Below are 15,277 nucleotides of genomic sequence, written 5' to 3'. Positions count from 1 at the left end.
CGCCCCCCAGCGGCTGCGCGTTTTTGCTTTCAGCTGGACTGCGCCTCGCTGTCGTCCTGCATGTCATCCAGATATTCCGGTTGGTCGGTCTGGTCGGGCAGCTCGGTCACAACGCTGAAGTCGCTGATTTCGATAGCGCCCACACCATGACCCAGCAAGTGGAAAGAGAACGCCTTGCGCGGTTGCGGGTTGTCGAAATGGATGTCCATCACCAGCGGTTGATCCATGGTAACCGCCACGTCGGTGGGCAAGTCCATCGGCACGTCCTGCTCGAATTCCTTGGCCTTGAGTGAAATGTATGCGGCGTGGTCAGTGTCCACCGCGCGAATGGTCAGGCTGACGCGTGTGCGGGTGCCCTTGGGCATTTCCAGGTATTGGGCGCCGATCAGGTTGTCGGTCCAATCGTTGGAAACCTGGGCGGGCAGCGGGATTTTTTCGTTACTGCCAAACTGGAAATGCTGGTTCAGGGGCGTCGCCAGCAGCGTTTGGTCCAGGGCGGTGGCCCGCGCGGCGATCAGCCGGGCGCGCTGGCCGCTGTATTGCCCGGCGTAAGTGGCGCGATCGGCGATGAAACCCTCGCTCTTGTAGTCACGGCAACGTTGCAGGAAATCGCATTCGGTGAAGGTGCCCTTGCCATCGTGATAGCGCAGCTTGCCGTTGGTGAACGACATGATTTCCCGGCCTGTCGCGTAGTGCCTGAACATCGAGCGGCCGGACAGGGACGTTGGCACGTCGAAACCGAAGTAATCGAGCACCGAAGCGGTCAGGTCGACATGGCCATGCACCCCTTGCTTGATTGCCGGCAAGGGCTCTGGTGCCAGAGTCAGGTTGAAACCCCAGGACGATGCCAGGCGCACGTCGTCGATGCCATGGGACTCGTCCGAGGTGATGACCACCAGGGTGTTGTCCAGAATTCCCTGGTGTTCAAGGCTCGTCAGGAAGACGTCCAGCGCGTCGTCCAGATAGCCCACGGCCGCCTGCTTGGCGGTGTCGTAGCGCTCCAGATAATCGTCCGGTGCCGAGTAGGGTTGGTGCGTGCCTACCGTCAGCAGGGTGAGCATCCACGGCTTGTCCGCTTGTTGCAGTTGCCCGACGTAATCCAGCGCGCCTTCGAAAAAGGTCTTGTCATCCTTGCCCCAGGGAAACTCCAGGTAAGCCGGTCGAGTGAACCACTCCATGCCCAGGGTCGTATCGAAGCCGATATGCGGCATGATCCGGTCCTTGGCCATGAACCGCAGCCCGGCACCTTGCAGGAAGTGGGTGGAGAATCCGTGCTTGCGCAACTGGGCGGGCAGGCAGGCCTGGTTGCGCTGGGTCTGGTTCAGCATCTCGACGCCCTTGGGCGTGCCGTTGTCGAGTTTGTCGTAATCCCCGCACAGCATTGCGTACAGGCCACGGATGGTCTGGTGGCTGTGCAGCACATAGTCGGGCGTGTTCATCCCGCGCTCCGACCAGGCGCTGAGGCGCGGCATCAGATTCGCGTGATAGCTGCTTTGCAAAGCCTGGCGGTTGGTTTCCAGATAGGCACCCGGAATGCCTTCCAGGGCGATGATCAGCACATTGCGCGCGCGGCCCGGGGCGGCAAGCAGCTTTTGCCCCTCCAGGTCCAGCCGGGTCAGCCCTTCCATGGGGGGAAGCGGTTCCGGCGTGTTGCCTGCCAGCCACTGCTCCAGATGTTCTTGCCCGGCGGCGACGCTGGCGGTCATGAGCTGGTGGGGCAGGTTGAACAGGTTCCACTGATCCGCCTCGCTGGGGCGCCAGCTTTGAACGCCGGCATGGGCCAGCAACAGCATTGTCGGCATGGCCCAGGCGTGGCGCGGCAAGGGCGGGGCCTGGCGGCTTCGATTGGCCCACTGGACGGCCAGGCAAAGCACCAGGGCTGTCAACATGACTGCCGCGAGCCAGGGATGCGCGAAGCCGCCGCTGCTGGAGTTCTCGACGAATTGTGGGTCGGTCAGGTACTGGATGTCCGCAGGCGTTGGCATCCGCCCGACCGCGTTGACCAGCTCGATACTGGTGAGCGTCAATACACACCATGCCAGCAACACGGGCAAGGCCAACCACCATGGACGCCGATAGAGCAGGACGACCAGCAGGGTGCCAATGGCGATATCCGAGAGATAGCCCAGCGGGTCGGACCAGCCCAATGCGACGCGCAGCCCCATGGGGACCAAGAGGACGCATCCCGCCAAGGCGATGAGGCGCGCGAGGGGATGAGTCAGGGGTCGGTGGACAATATTCACGGAAAACGGCCTTCGGGTCTAACCAATCACACACACCTTGTGGGAGCGGCTCGCTCCCACAAGATTTCATCTAATGGTCATGAGTTTTTCATAACAGTGTGCTGGATGGTATCAAGCCCAGTAGCCATTGTTGGCCTATGGCCTCGCGGCTGGCTACGGTTCGCTTGCCAAGCCCCCTACAATGGCGTCCGGCGCGGCTTTTCGGCGTGTACAAAACTTGTATCAGGATTTCTCATCGGAGGATGGATGGACAGGTTCCAGGAAATGCAGGTGTTTGTCGCCGTGGCCCAGGAGTCGGGATTCTCATCGGCTGCGCGACGCCTGGGTTTGTCGGCGGCCAGCGTGACGCGCGCAGTGGCGGCGTTGGAGCAACGCATCGGTACGCCGTTGTTGGTACGGACTACACGCAACGTCTACCTGAGTGAAGCCGGCCAGCGCTTTCTCGATGACAGCCGGCGGATCCTGGGCGACCTGCAGGAAGCCGAGGATTCCGCCGCGGGCAGTCACGCCCAACCCCGCGGGCAATTGACCATCACGGCACCCGTGCTGTTCGGACAGCTGTTTGTCACGCCATTGCTGGTGGATTATCTGGGTCGCTTCTGCGAGGTCTGCGTCAACGCCTTGCTGCTCGATCGCACCGTCAGCATGGTGGAGGAGGGCATAGACGTGGCCGTGCGCATCGGCGAGCTGCCCGACAGCAGCCTGCACGCCGTACGTGTCGGTGAGGTGCGGCGGGTGGTGTGTGGCTCCCCGGATTTCTTTGCCCGCCACGACCGTCCGCGGCACCCTCAAGACCTCGAGCGGATGCCGGTGGTGTCTTCATCGGCGATCGGCCAGATCAAGAACTGGACCTTTGTCGAGGCCGGCCAGCCATTGTCCGTCCGGCCCGCGCCGCGGCTGGTGGTGACGGCCAATCAGGCCGCCATCACTGCGGCGTGCCAAGGCTTGGGGATGACGCGGGTGCTGTCTTACCAAGTGGCCGGCAACCTGGCTGCCGGTGAGCTGGAAATCGTCCTGGAGGAATTCGAGCTGCCGCCCCTGCCGATCCACGTGGTGTATCAGGGCGGGCGCAATGCGTCGGCGCGGGTGCGCAGCTTTGTCGACTTCATGGTCGGCGCGTTGCGAGAACACCCGGCCTTGAAAGGCTGACGCATTGTTTCGCCAGCAGAAATAATGGATTGCGTTTGCAGGTGATTCCACAGCGTCGGGCTTGGGCAGAAGATGGGCCATCGACGCCGTTCTGCTGATGGCGTCATCTCTGAGCGGAGTCGACCATGAACCCTATCAAGCTCTATCACTTTCCACTCTCGGGCCACGCCCACCGTGTGCAGCTGATGCTCTCGTTACTCGATCTGCCTGTGGAGATCAGCTTTGTCGACCTGGCCAAGGGCGCGCACAAACAAGCGGATTTCCTGGCGATCAACCCGTTTGGCCAGGTGCCGGCCATTGATGACAACGGCGTGGTATTGGCTGACTCCAACGCGATCCTGGTGTACCTGGCAAACAAGTACGGCCAGGGCCGTTGGCTGCCAACGGACCCGGTCGGCGCCGCTCGCGTCCAGCGCTGGTTGTCGGTAGCCGCCGGGCCACTGCATGCCGGACCGGCCACGGCGCGGCTGATCACGGTGTTCGGTGCCTCTCATAATGCCGAAGAGGTGATCGCCCGTGCCCACAGCCTGCTCAAAGTCATCGACCAAGCCCTGGGCAACAGCGCCTATCTGGTCGGCGACGCCCCGACCATTGCCGACATCGCCAGTTACAGCTACATCGCCCACGCGCCCGAGGGTAATGTTTCGTTGCAAGACTATCCCCATGTGCGCGCATGGCTGGCGCGGATCGAAGCCCTGCCTGGCTTCGTCGGGATGCCGCGTACGGCTGCGGGATTGCAGACAGAAGTCTGAGCGCCTAGCCGGTTATGGCGGGGGCAATGCCCCCGCCAGCGGTTTCTGAAGGAACCTGGAAGGGTTAATCTGCCAACCTTTCTCGGTTGGCTGCGTTTCATGACTTTTATCCACAGGCTGGCGCTGGTCTTCGCCGCGTTGTTCCTGAGCGGCTGTGACCAGCCCGCGCCTGCCGTCCTTGATCAACAGCTCTATGTCTGGCAACGCCAGTGGACGCCGGCCCACGAAGGCGCGCTGCGCCAAAGCCACGGCGATTTTTCCAGCTTGCGGGTGTTGGCGTTGCAGGCGTTTCCGGGAGCCGGCTGGAGCCGTGCGCGTATTGACCCCGCATTGCTCAAGGCTGACGGCCGACCGCTGGTTGCGGTGATCCGTCTGGACGGCCAGCTCAGATCTCTGGACCAGGACGAGGTGATCGCACAGATCCAACAGTTGCTGGCCCAGTGGCGGGCCCAGGGCCTGGTGCCGATGGGTGTGGAAATCGATCACGATGCGGGCACTGCACGGCTACCGGCGTACCGGACCTTTCTCACCCGGTTGCGACAAACCTTACCCACCACGCTACAGCTCAGCATCACGGCGCTGCCGGCCTGGCTCGATAGCCCCGAGTTGCCTGAATTGTTGGCGACCGTGGACAGTAGCGTCTTGCAGGTCCATGCGGTCAGCGATCCTCGCCAAGGTCTGTTCGACGCGCAACAGGCCAGGCGTTGGGCCGAACGCTGGGGCGAGATCACCGCGCGGCCGTTCTATTTGGCCTTGCCGGCGTATGGTGTCGCGCTGCTGACCCAGGAAAACGGTGCGCCCGTGGTGGAAAGCGAAGCGCCTATCGACCGGGGCGGCGAACGCCGGGAATTGCGGGCCGATCCGCAACAGGTCGCCGACCTGACGGCAAAGCTGCGCGCCGAACCGCCTGGGCACCTGGCCGGGATCGTCTGGTTTCGGTTACCGCTGCCGGGAGATCGACGGGCATGGAGCCTGGCCACCCTTGGCGCGGTGGCCCGTGGCGACAGGCTCCACAGTCGTATGGCGGTGCGCATTGACGAGCAGGACGGCCTCTACGATATGTGGCTGGTGAACCAGGGCAATCTTGACAGCCCTTGGCCCCAGCGGCTGACGCTGGCGGTGGGCGCATGTGACGGGGTCGATGCCCTGTCAGGTTATGCATTGCAACAAACCCCCGGAGTGCTTACCTTCACGCGCATTCAGGAAGGTCGCCTGGCTGCCGGTGCCCAACGGGCGATCGGCTGGGCGCGCTGCACAAAAATTGACCAAGGAGGTTTCAATGTCTACCCGTAAGTGGCCTCGTCGCCTGCTGTGCCTGAGCCTCAGCCTGCCCATAGGCCAGGCGCTGGCCTGTGGACCGGAGTTCCCCATGCGCCTGCTGGATAACCGGGCCCAATCCTTGGCGGAGTTGCCCGAAGGCAGCTTTCGTTTCGAGGTCAGCCGTCTCGGTCAGGCCATTGCGGGGCTGAAGCCAACCACGGATGCGACGCGCAACCCCGACTACAGTTATGACGATGTGGCCTCCTACGTTGAACAACGCAACAAAGCCGAACAGCTCGGCCTGACGCCACCGCAACAAGCGGTGGTAGAGCGGCTGCGAGCAGTGGGCGATGTTGAGCAGGTCGCCAGCGAAGCGGCGAACCTGCCAGCCGAGCTGCGCTTGTACGCGGTGGGCGCGGCGGCTTTCAACGCGGGCGATCACCAGCGCGCCGCCGAATCATTCCAACAATTGCTGGCGTTGCCCGCCGACGAGCGCCGCCTGCGCAGCACCTGGGCGGCCTATTCCCTGGGCCGCGCGTTGTTCGCCATGAGCACCGAGGCCGGTCGCGGCGACCCCACTATTTTGCGGGATCAGGCGCGCCAAGCCTTTCGCCAGGCCCGGGAGTTGAGCGTCGCCGGTTTCAGCGACCCGTTGGAACTGGGCGTCGCCAGTCTCGGTGAGGAGGCCAGGGTGGCCTATACCGCCGATGACTGGGACAGTGCCATCGGGCTGTACGCGACCCAGAACCTGCAGGGTTCTCCGGTCGGCTACAGCTCGTTGTTGCAGTTGGCGAGTAGCCTGAAGCTCGAATCCGACGAGCGCCTGAGGGAATTGCTCAAGACCAAAGGCGTCCAGCGCCTGGCGACGGCGTATTTGCTCAGCCGCGTCGGCTGGTGGGACGGCGAAGAGCCATCCGGCGAGAAACAACTCGTCAAGTTGCTGCAGGCCAGCGCCCGGAGCAACCTGGACGATGCGGATCGCCTGGCTGCGGTGAGTTATCAACATGGCGACTACTCCGGCGCCAAGGCTTTCGTGGATAAAGCCGCCGACACTGGGCTGGCCTGGTGGGTGCGCGCCAAACTCGCCCTGCGCGACGGAGATAAGGTTGCTGCGGCGGCGGCTTATGCCAAGGCCGCCCAGGCATTTCCGAAGGAGGAATCCTGGGGCGATCGACGCACGCCGGACTGGGACTACGAGACGGTCCAGCCCAAGTGCCGGGTCGAAGGTGAAAGCGCGATCCTAGCGTTGCAGCGTGGTGATTACCTGCAAGCGTTCGATCAGCTTTATCGCGGCGGCAACAATTATTGGTACGACGCCGCGACGGTCGCCGAGCGCGTGCTGACGGTCGATGAACTCAAGCAATACGTAGACGCCCAGGTTACGGCTCCGCCGCCATTGAGCCAGGAAGAGCGGGACAATTATGTAAAACTGTCGGTGCCGGCGAAACTGCGTAACCTGCTGGGTCGTCGTCTGCTGCGCGAGGGGCGCTACGACGAAGCACCGGCGTATTTCGACAGCGTTCAGCTGCAGGTGAGTGCCGAACATTACGGGCAAATGCGTAAGGATGCCGAGTCCAAATGGTGGCCGACCGAACGCGCCAAGGCGTATTTCCTTGCGTCCATGGTAGCGCGCGACATGGGCATGCAGCTGCTCGCTTATGAGATGGCGCCGGATTACGCCAGTCTGGAAGGCAACTACAGTTTTGAACCAGTGGAACTGAAGGTTGGCCCCTTATTGTCTGAAGGCGAGGTGCAAAGGCAACAGGCCAGCGCAGCCGAACCGGACCAGCGATATCACTATCGGTTTGTCGCCACTGCATTGGCGAGTCGGGCGGCGGACAATCTACCCCATACCAGCCAGGCGTTTGCAGCGGTGCTGTGTTATGCATGGAGATACAATTCAAGCCCTGAAGAGCAGGGAGCGTTGTACCGGCGGTATATAGAGGAAGGGCCTTACGTGGAATGGGGATGGCTTTTTGGGGAGTTATGTCCATTTCCGGACTTTGACAAGGCAGACAAGCGCTATGTCACGCAGGCGCTGAGTCCGATTCGCTCGGCGTTGCGGCCCTATAAAATCTGGGTGCAAATGGGCAGCGTAGTGCTGGTGGTAGCCGTTGGGCTGGCATTGATCAGCCGTCGCCAGCGCAAGGCACGGTTGGCGGCGCGCTGATTGTGGAGGCGAGCCTGTTTGCGATGAGGCCGAGTCAGTAGGTGTGGATGAGACTGACCTGACGCCATCGCGAGCAAGCTCGCTCCCACAGGAATGCGGCGCTACATCTGCGTCGCCATTCCTTCCACATCCATCGCCGCCTGGCGCAATGCCTCCGAGCGGGTCGGGTGAGGGTGGCAGATCAGGGCGATGTCTTCGGCCGAGGCGCCGAATTCCATCGCTACGCAGTATTCGCCAATCATTTCGCTGACGCTTGGGCCAACCAGATGCACGCCGAGGATCTCGTCGGTGTGCTCATCGGCCAACACTTTGGCGAACCCTTCGGTTTCGTGATTGATCTTCGCCCGGCTGTTGGCCGTAAAAGGGAATTTCCCGACTTTGTAGGCGCGGCCCGCAGCCTTGAGCTGTTCCTCGGTCTTGCCGACGCTGGCCAGTTCCGGCCGGGTATAGATCACGTTGGGGATCAGGTCGTAATTGACCTCGCCGGCCTTGCCGGCAATCTGCTCGATGCAGGCCATGGCCTCGTCTTCGGCCTTGTGGGCGAGCATCGGCCCGGACGTGACATCGCCAATCACCCAGACACCGGGCGCCTCAGTGCGGTGGCGCTTGTTGGCGAGCAGGCCACGCGGGTCGGTCGTCAACCCGACATTTTCCAGCCCCAGCCCTTGTGTGTAAGGCCGGCGGCCAATGGCGACCAGCACGTAATCGGCGTCCAACGTCTGCGCATTGCCGCCTGCTGCGGATTCGACCTGTAACTGCACGCCGTTGGCCGAGGACACGGCGCCAGTGACCTTGGCCCCCAGCTTGAATTGAATGCCCTGTTTCGCCAGGGCTCTCTGCAAGGTCTTGCCGGTGTCCGCATCCACACCCGGGCAGATGCGATCGAGGTATTCCACCACGGTCACTTCAGCGCCCAGGCGTCGCCAGACTGAGCCCAGTTCCAGCCCAATGACCCCCGCGCCGATGACCACCAGGTGACGGGGCACTTCGCCGAGGGACAATGCGCCAGTGGAATCGAGGATGCGCCGGTTATCGACCTCTACTCCGGGCAGTGGCGTCGGCTCGGAGCCGGTGGCGATAACGATGTCCTTGGCGCCGAGTTCAACCTTGCCGCCATCGCCGCCGGTGACGCTCACCTTGCCGGGCCCATCGATATGGCCCCAACCCTTGATCCAATCAACCTTGTTTTTTCGAAACAGAAACTCGATGCCCTTGGTCAGGCCCGCCACGCTTTCGTCCTTTTGTTTCATCATCTGCGCGAGGTTGAGGGTAGGGCTGACGTTGATGCCCAGATTGGCAAATTCCGCGCCCTTGGCCGCTTCGTACAGCTCAGACGCGTGGAGCAGTGCCTTGGAGGGCATGCAACCGACGTTCAGGCAGGTGCCGCCCAGCGTTGCGCGGCCTTCGATGCAGGCGGCCTTCAAGCCCAACTGCCCGGCCCGAATCGCTGCGTTATAGCCGCCGGGACCGCCGCCCAGAATGATCACGTCGTAATCGCTCATCACTGTTCTCCCGCCTCGTCCAAAAAATTATGCACGTAATATGAGCGTTTCCAGAGATTACGGTCAAGGCTAAAGTCACCAGGGCTGGCCGTGAAAAATTCAACACGGAAATTTCACAGCACCGGTTATAAAGTAACGAACGTAGCGGAGCGGTGGCGGTTTTTATCCACAGCCCTGAATTTGGTTTTTCCACATGCGCTGGGATGACATGCAAGTCGATCTAGAAATCGAAGGGGCACGGGTGGCCGAGTGGCCGCGCTTTCAGCGTGCTGCGCTCCAGACACGCCGCTTGAAGCGGATCGCGTTGGCGCTGGCCGGCCTGGCGGGATTGGGCCTGGTAGTGGCGTTTTTCATCGGATTGTTCTCGCCGCAATCCTTGTGGCCTGCCCTGTTGGTCAGCCAAAGCGCCGGCCTTGTTGTGTTGTTGGCGAGCCTGCAATCGGCCGGGTGGGTGACGCGTTGGCGCAGCGAGGCGCTGGCGCCTGCGGTGGACAACGCACCTGTTGAAACCGAGCCGGTTGAGGACTCGGATTGGTATGAGCGGATGCTCGAGGGGATCAGCGCCCGCTGGGTCGGTCTGCTGAAGCAAATCGGGGCGCCCGCGTTGTGGCTTTCCGGTTGGGCGCTCCTGGCGTTGCTGAGTCTTGAGCAAGCCTGGAATCTAGATTTGCCTGCTGCATCGCTTGGGGTGTGGGCGAGTGTCGGGGCGGTGGTCTCGTTATTGCTGGCGTTCAGCTTGCTGGTGTTTGAACGCCAACTGGCCCAGCAACCGCCAATCGAGTGGCCGGAAGCCTTGCCATTGGCACAGCTCGCGCGGGTGGCGATCGCCGTGCTTGTCCTTGGCGCATTGTGCCTGCTGTTCGCCGCCGATACGTCGATCTGGCCGACGCGCCTGGGAGTGTTGATCGGGGTGTTGCCAGGGCTGGTCGCGGTGGAGCTGCTGTTGCGCGCCATACTCTCCTTATTCATCCCGCGCCGCGACTCCCTCGAGCCGACGCTGATGGGTCGCAGCTTTGTCGCCGATCTGCTGCGCTGGCCGCCGCAACCGTTGCTGGTCTTGCAGCACGAGTTGCACAACCGTTTCGGCATCGACCTGCGTCAGATCTGGGCGTTCAGCTATATGCGCCGGGCCTTCTTTCCTGTGCTGGCGCTGGTGGCGCTGGTGGGCTGGTCGCTCACCGGCGTGCATGAAGTGGCGTTGCAGGAGCGCGGGATCTACGAGCGATTCGGCGAGCCGGTGCAAGTCCTTGGCCCAGGCCTGCATGTGGGCCTCCCTTGGCCGTGGGGGAGGGTGCTCAAAGTGGAAAATGGTGTCGTGCATGAATTGGCGACCAGCGTTGGCGATAGCAACGCGCTTGTGCAAGCGGAACCGGCCGAAGGACCGGCGCCGGTCAACGCCAATCGGTTATGGGACGCCACGCATGTGAACGATAAATCCCAAGTCATCGCCAGCCGGCGTGCCGATAAACAAAGCTTCGAGATCGTCAACATGGATGTGCGCTTTGTATATCGCATCGGCCTGACGGATGCCGCAGCACTTGCTGCGACGTACAACAGTGCCGATGTGCCAACGCTGATCCGCAGCACGGCCAGCCGCATCCTCGTGCATGAATTCGCATCGCGCACGCTGGACGGTTTGCTGGGCGCGGACCGTGTCAGCCTGGCCGACGAAATCGGCCGTGCGGTGCAGGCTGACTTGCAATCGTTGGACAGCGGCGTTGAGATTCTTGCGACAGTGGTCGAGGCGATCCACCCTCCGGCTGGCGCGGCGAATGCCTATCACGGTGTGCAAGCGGCGCAGATCGGCGCGCAGGCATTGATCGCCCGGGAGCGCGGCGCCGCGGCTGAACAGACCAACCAGGCGCAACTGCAAGCCAGCATCGCCCATGACCAGGCCCAAGCCACGGCGAGGGAAATCAACGCCGCCGCCCAAGCCGCGGGCCTGCGCTTCGATGCCGAACGCCAAGCCTATGCGAAGGCAGGCCACGCCTTCCTCCTTGAGCAGTACTTCAGCCAACTGAGCCATGGCCTGGACAAGGCCAATCTGCTGATTCTCGATCATCGCGTGGGCGGCAGCGGCAACGCGCCGACCCTGGATCTGCGCACTTTCCCGCTGCCGGCGGACCCTGCGTCGCCACGTAACCCTGTCCTGCCAGGAGCTGCCCATTGAGCCAGTCTTCGTCTCACGACCATCACGACCACGGTGGTCACGATCACGGCCATGTTGGTCATCACCACGGGCATCATCATCACCACGGCGACCCGCAGCAGGCTGGTCCGTTTCCCTGGAGGCGCATGGGCTGGGCAACGCTGTTGGTAGTGTTTGCCATAGCGGCTGCCAGCCTGGTGCAAGTGCGCTCGGGGGAGGCCACCGTTATCACCCGTTTTGGCAACCCGGCGCGAGTGCTGCTGGAACCAGGCCTGGGCTGGCGCTGGCCGGCGCCATTCGAAGCAGCGGTCCCGGTGGATTTGCGGTTACGTACCAGCTCCAGCGGATTGCAGGATGTCGGTACTCGCGATGGGCTGCGAATCATTGTTCAGGCCTATGTCACGTGGCAGGTGCAAGCGGACCCGGAAAATGTGCAGCGTTTCATGCGGGCAGTGCAGAACCAGCCAGACGAAGCCGCACGGCAAATACGCACGTTTGTCGGCTCGGCGCTGGAGACCACGGCCGCCAGTTTCGATTTGGCGAATCTGGTCAATACCGATGCCAGCCAAGTGCGCATCGTCGATTTTGAAACCCAACTGCGTCAACAGATCGAGCAGCAACTGCTGACAACCTATGGTGTGCGGGTCTTGCAAGTGGGCATCGAGCGCCTGACTTTGCCTTCGGTAACGCTTACCGCAACCGTGGACCGCATGCGTGCCGAACGAGAAACCATCGCCACGGAGCGCACCGCCATCGGTAAGCGTGAAGCAGCACAAATTCGTTCGGCGGCTGAACGTGACGCGCGAATCATGCAAGCCGACGCCACCGTCAAAGCTGCCCAGATAGAGGCACAATCTCGCGTGGAGGCGGCGCAGATCTATGGAAAGGCCTATGCGGGTTCGCCCCAGCTTTACAATCTGCTTCGCTCGCTGGATACCTTGGAGACCATCGTCAGCCCGGGCACCAAGCTGATTCTGCGCACAGACGCGGCGCCATTCCGGGTGTTGGTGGACGGCCCTCCTTCACTGGAACCCAAGGGCGGGACCCAGCCATGAGTTTGGTTCCACGTGGAACAAACGAGCTGTCCAGTCCATGGATTCAGGCCGGACGCCTGTCGTTCCTTGCGCTTTACGCGGTCACTGTCCTTGCCGCGTTGGCCTGGTTATTCGCCAATGTGCGGCAGGTCGCTCCGCAGGACCGCGCGATGGTTTTACACTTTGGCGCACTGGATCGTGTCCAGAACGCGGGACTTTTATGGGCATGGCCTCGTCCCGTGGAACAGGTGATCCTACTGCCGGCGGCGGATCGAGTCCTGGAACGCCGCGTAGAAAATCTGCTCCGCTCGGATGCGGCGCTACAGGCCGATCGAGTGGCCAGCTTCGCTTCGCCAGTGACGGATGCCTTGGCGGGTTCTGGTTATTTATTGACCGGTGACGCCGGCGTGGTGCAGCTGGACGTGCGGGTTTTCTACAAGGTCACCGACCCTTACGCGTTTGTCCTGCAAGGCGAGCACGTCTTGCCGGCCCTGGATCGGTTGGCGACCCGCAGTGCCGTGGCTCTTGCCGCAGCCCGGGACCTGGACACGATCCTGGTGGCGCGCCCCGAATTGTTGGGTAGCGATAGCCAGGCCGCGGAGCGTCGGGAGCGCCTTCGTGGCGATCTGGTGCAAGGTATCAACCGGCGACTCGCTGATCTTGCCGCGACAGGGCAGGGATTGGGAATCGAAGTGGTGCGAGTCGACGTGCAGTCGAGCCTGCCCGGGCCTGCCGTGGAGGCTTTCAACGCAGTACTGACCGCCAGCCAGCAGGCCGACAAAGCCGTCGCCAGCGCCCGTACCGAGGCGGAAAAACAGACCCAGTCAGCCCGCCAGGAGGCCGACCGGGCCTTGCAGGTGGCCCATGCCCAGGCTGGCGAACGGCTCGCCAAAGCGTCGTCCGACACCGCTTCGGTGTTCGGCTTGGCCAAGACCCAGGGCAGCGATCCGCAGATGCCGTGGCGGCTGTACCGTGAACGCATGCCTGAAATCCTGCGTCGGGCCGGGTCGGTGACCACGGTCGATCCGAAAGACGATTCCCGCTTGATTATCCAAGGAGCCGGGCAATGACTGCTCAAGCCACTGCCTCACCGATGTTGTCTTCTGCCGAACAGCGTGCAGCCGCTCGGCAGCTGACCTTGGCGATGCTCGCACTCGGGCTGCTCGCCTTGGGCCTGGCATGGCGCGGTTGGTCGCCAGCGCAAAACGGTGTCAGCCAGTTGTTGTTGGGTGCTGCCTCGTTGCTGGTAGCGGTGCCGGTAATGCGTTCCGCCTGGTACAGCTTGCGGTATCCGAGCTTGCATGGGATCACGGATCAACTCATCGCCTTGGCAATGCTTGGGGCCTGGGCCACCGGCGATCTGCTGACGGCCGCGCTGTTGCCCATCATCATGATCTTCGGTCACGTGCTGGAAGAACGCAGTGTGATCGGCTCCCAGGAAGCCATCCACGCCCTCGGCCAGTTGACCCGCAGCCAAGGTCGCAAAGTGCAGGCCGACGGCTCGGTCATCGAAGTCGATAACGGCACGCTACGACCAGGCGATGTGGTGGAGGTTCGCGCCGGTGACAGGGTGCCTGCCGACGGGCGAGTCTTGTCCGGGCAAGCGAGCCTCGACACCGCGCCCATCACGGGCGAGTCCGTACCCGTGGAGGCGGTCGCGGGGATGGATGTGTTTGGCGGCGCGATCAACCTCGACGGTTTGCTGCGCCTGGAAGTGACGCGCATTGGCGAAGCGTCGACGCTGGGCAAGGTCATTGCCCTGATGCAAAACGCCGAGCGTTCCAAGCCGCCGATTACCCGCTTGCTCGAACGCTACGCCGGTCGTTACCTGGTGCTGGTGTTGCTGCTGGCGGCGGTGACCTGGTTTGTCACGAACGATGCCCAGGCGATGCTCGCGGTCCTGGTGGCGGCGTGTCCCTGCGCCTTGGTGCTGTCAGCGCCGGCAACGGCCATTGCCGGGATTGCGGTGGCTGCACGTCACGGGATCCTGATTCGCAGCTCGGCTTTCTTGGAGGAGCTGGCCGACCTGACCTCGCTGGTCATCGACAAGACCGGAACCTTGACCTACGGCACATTGCAACTGCAATCGATACAAGGCGCCTCGGCGGATCGCTCCGAGCTGCTGCCTTTGGCCGCCAGCCTCGGATCGGCCAGCAGTCATCCGGTCAGCCGCGCGCTGGCAGGGCAGGTGGCTGCGCAACATTATCTGCCGCTTAGCGATGTACACGAACGCCAGGGCCTGGGCGTGGTGGCCATGACCGGACGGGGCGAAGCCGCACTTGGTCGTCCCGAGTTGTTCGCCCGGCTGGGAATCGAGACGCCGGCCATTCCCGAGCATGACGGCCCAATCGCCGGCTTGGCCCTCGACGGGCAATTTCTCGCCTGGTTGCTGCTGGCCGACAGCGTCAAACCAGAAGCGCGGGCAGCCATGGTCGAGTTGCGCGAGCTTGGCCTGGGTCGCCAATTGTTGTTGACCGGAGATCGCCAAAGCGTGGCGACTGCGTTGGCGCAGCAGGTTGGTATCAACGATCTGCAAGCGCAGGCTTTGCCGGAAGACAAACTTAAACGGGTCATGGCCGAAATCGGTCACGGCTTCCGGCCGATGGTCGTGGGTGACGGGATCAACGATTCCCTGGCGCTGAAGGCCGGGGTGGTGGGGGTCGCAATGGGTGCCGGCGGGGCGGATATCGCGCTTGCGTCGGCGGATATCGTCCTAATTGGCAGTGATCTGAGGCGCCTTGGAACCTGTGTACGGTTGAGCCGGCAGTGCCGACGTACGTTGCAGGTCAATGTCATCATCGGCCTGGGTTGGACGCTCGCTATCGTTGCCTTCGCCGCATTTGGCTGGCTGGGCGCGGCGGGCGCGATGATCGCCGCGTTGCTGCACAACTTGAGCACCCTGTTGGTGCTGGGAAACGCTGGGCGTCTGCTGCGGTTCCAGGAACCGCTGTTGAGAATCTAACGAGCGAGCTGGAGCGAACTGTTGGCGGCGCCCGCGGTCACTTACGAGAGGGCACT

Annotated in this window: 10 protein-coding genes; 8 read left to right on the top strand and 2 right to left on the bottom strand. The window is 62.8% G+C overall.

Going from position 1 to position 15,277, the window contains the following annotated elements:
* Nucleotides 1-29: 29 nt before the first annotated feature.
* Complete coding sequence (locus tag J3P90_RS26030; RefSeq protein WP_434675609.1) at nt 30-2,243, bottom strand: LTA synthase family protein; 2,214 nt, start codon at nt 2,241-2,243, stop codon at nt 30-32.
* 246 nt (nt 2,244-2,489) lie between these two features.
* Here J3P90_RS26030 and J3P90_RS26025 point away from each other — a divergent pair, with 246 nt between their 5' ends.
* The 4 genes from J3P90_RS26025 to J3P90_RS26010 all read left to right on the top strand — a co-directional run bounded on the left by J3P90_RS26025 (nt 2,490) and on the right by J3P90_RS26010 (nt 7,574).
* Nucleotides 2,490-3,392 (top strand): LysR family transcriptional regulator, encoded by a 903-nt coding sequence (locus tag J3P90_RS26025; RefSeq protein WP_420766077.1) that lies wholly within the window; start codon nt 2,490-2,492, stop codon nt 3,390-3,392.
* A 125-nt stretch (nt 3,393-3,517) separates the two neighbouring features.
* Entirely contained in the window at nt 3,518-4,144 is a 627-nt protein-coding gene (locus tag J3P90_RS26020) for a glutathione S-transferase family protein (protein WP_420766078.1), read from the top strand.
* A gap of 99 nt (nt 4,145-4,243) precedes the next feature.
* Complete coding sequence (locus tag J3P90_RS26015) at nt 4,244-5,437, top strand: DUF3142 domain-containing protein (RefSeq protein ID WP_434675608.1); 1,194 nt, start codon at nt 4,244-4,246, stop codon at nt 5,435-5,437.
* Nucleotides 5,424-7,574: a hypothetical protein gene (locus tag J3P90_RS26010; protein ID WP_434675607.1), complete on the top strand. Its 2,151-nt coding sequence runs from the start codon at nt 5,424-5,426 to the stop codon at nt 7,572-7,574. The genes J3P90_RS26015 and J3P90_RS26010 overlap by 14 nt, the downstream gene beginning before the upstream one ends.
* Nucleotides 7,575-7,675: 101 nt before the next feature.
* On the opposite strand, the gene lpdA is transcribed toward J3P90_RS26010, so the two are convergent.
* Nucleotides 7,676-9,076: a dihydrolipoyl dehydrogenase gene (gene lpdA / locus J3P90_RS26005; RefSeq protein ID WP_434675606.1), complete on the bottom strand. Its 1,401-nt coding sequence runs from the start codon at nt 9,074-9,076 to the stop codon at nt 7,676-7,678.
* 208 nt (nt 9,077-9,284) lie between these two features.
* Here lpdA and hflK (J3P90_RS26000) point away from each other — a divergent pair, with 208 nt between their 5' ends.
* The 4 genes from hflK (J3P90_RS26000) to J3P90_RS25985 are packed head-to-tail and all read left to right on the top strand — an operon-like array spanning nt 9,285 to nt 15,221.
* The gene (gene hflK, locus J3P90_RS26000; RefSeq protein WP_434676607.1) at nt 9,285-11,246 is read left to right on the top strand and encodes a protease modulator HflK; all 1,962 of its coding nucleotides are present in this window, start codon (nt 9,285-9,287) and stop codon (nt 11,244-11,246) included.
* A complete protein-coding gene (hflC, locus tag J3P90_RS25995; protein ID WP_434675605.1) occupies nt 11,243-12,280 on the top strand; it encodes a protease modulator HflC in 1,038 nt (345 codons plus the stop codon). Before hflK (J3P90_RS26000) ends, hflC begins: the two co-directional genes overlap by 4 nt.
* Entirely contained in the window at nt 12,277-13,329 is a 1,053-nt protein-coding gene (hflK, locus tag J3P90_RS25990) for a protease modulator HflK (RefSeq protein ID WP_434675604.1), read from the top strand. Before hflC ends, hflK (J3P90_RS25990) begins: the two co-directional genes overlap by 4 nt.
* Complete coding sequence (locus J3P90_RS25985; protein ID WP_434675603.1) at nt 13,326-15,221, top strand: heavy metal translocating P-type ATPase; 1,896 nt, start codon at nt 13,326-13,328, stop codon at nt 15,219-15,221. Before hflK (J3P90_RS25990) ends, J3P90_RS25985 begins: the two co-directional genes overlap by 4 nt.
* Nucleotides 15,222-15,277: the final 56 nt, after the last annotated feature.

This window comes from Pseudomonas sp. D3-10 (genome assembly GCF_051132175.1).
In the GTDB taxonomy this organism is placed as follows: Bacteria; Pseudomonadota; Gammaproteobacteria; order Pseudomonadales; family Pseudomonadaceae; genus Aquipseudomonas.
This window is presented reverse-complemented; position numbering and strand designations above follow the sequence as displayed.

What these genes read in the sequence shown, in the direction of transcription:
- J3P90_RS26025 (WP_420766077.1), top strand. Translation starts at nt 2,490, where the DNA reads ATGGACAGGTTCCAGGAAATGCAGGTGTTTGTCGCCGTGGCCCAGGAG.
- J3P90_RS26020 (WP_420766078.1), top strand. Translation starts at nt 3,518, where the DNA reads ATGAACCCTATCAAGCTCTATCACTTTCCACTCTCGGGCCACGCCCAC.
- J3P90_RS26015 (WP_434675608.1), top strand. Translation starts at nt 4,244, where the DNA reads ATGACTTTTATCCACAGGCTGGCGCTGGTCTTCGCCGCGTTGTTCCTG.
- J3P90_RS26010 (WP_434675607.1), top strand. Translation starts at nt 5,424, where the DNA reads ATGTCTACCCGTAAGTGGCCTCGTCGCCTGCTGTGCCTGAGCCTCAGC.
- lpdA (WP_434675606.1), bottom strand. Translation starts at nt 9,076, where the DNA reads ATGAGCGATTACGACGTGATCATTCTGGGCGGCGGTCCCGGCGGCTAT.
- hflK (WP_434676607.1), top strand. Translation starts at nt 9,285, where the DNA reads ATGCAAGTCGATCTAGAAATCGAAGGGGCACGGGTGGCCGAGTGGCCG.
- hflK (WP_434675604.1), top strand. Translation starts at nt 12,277, where the DNA reads ATGAGTTTGGTTCCACGTGGAACAAACGAGCTGTCCAGTCCATGGATT.
- J3P90_RS25985 (WP_434675603.1), top strand. Translation starts at nt 13,326, where the DNA reads ATGACTGCTCAAGCCACTGCCTCACCGATGTTGTCTTCTGCCGAACAG.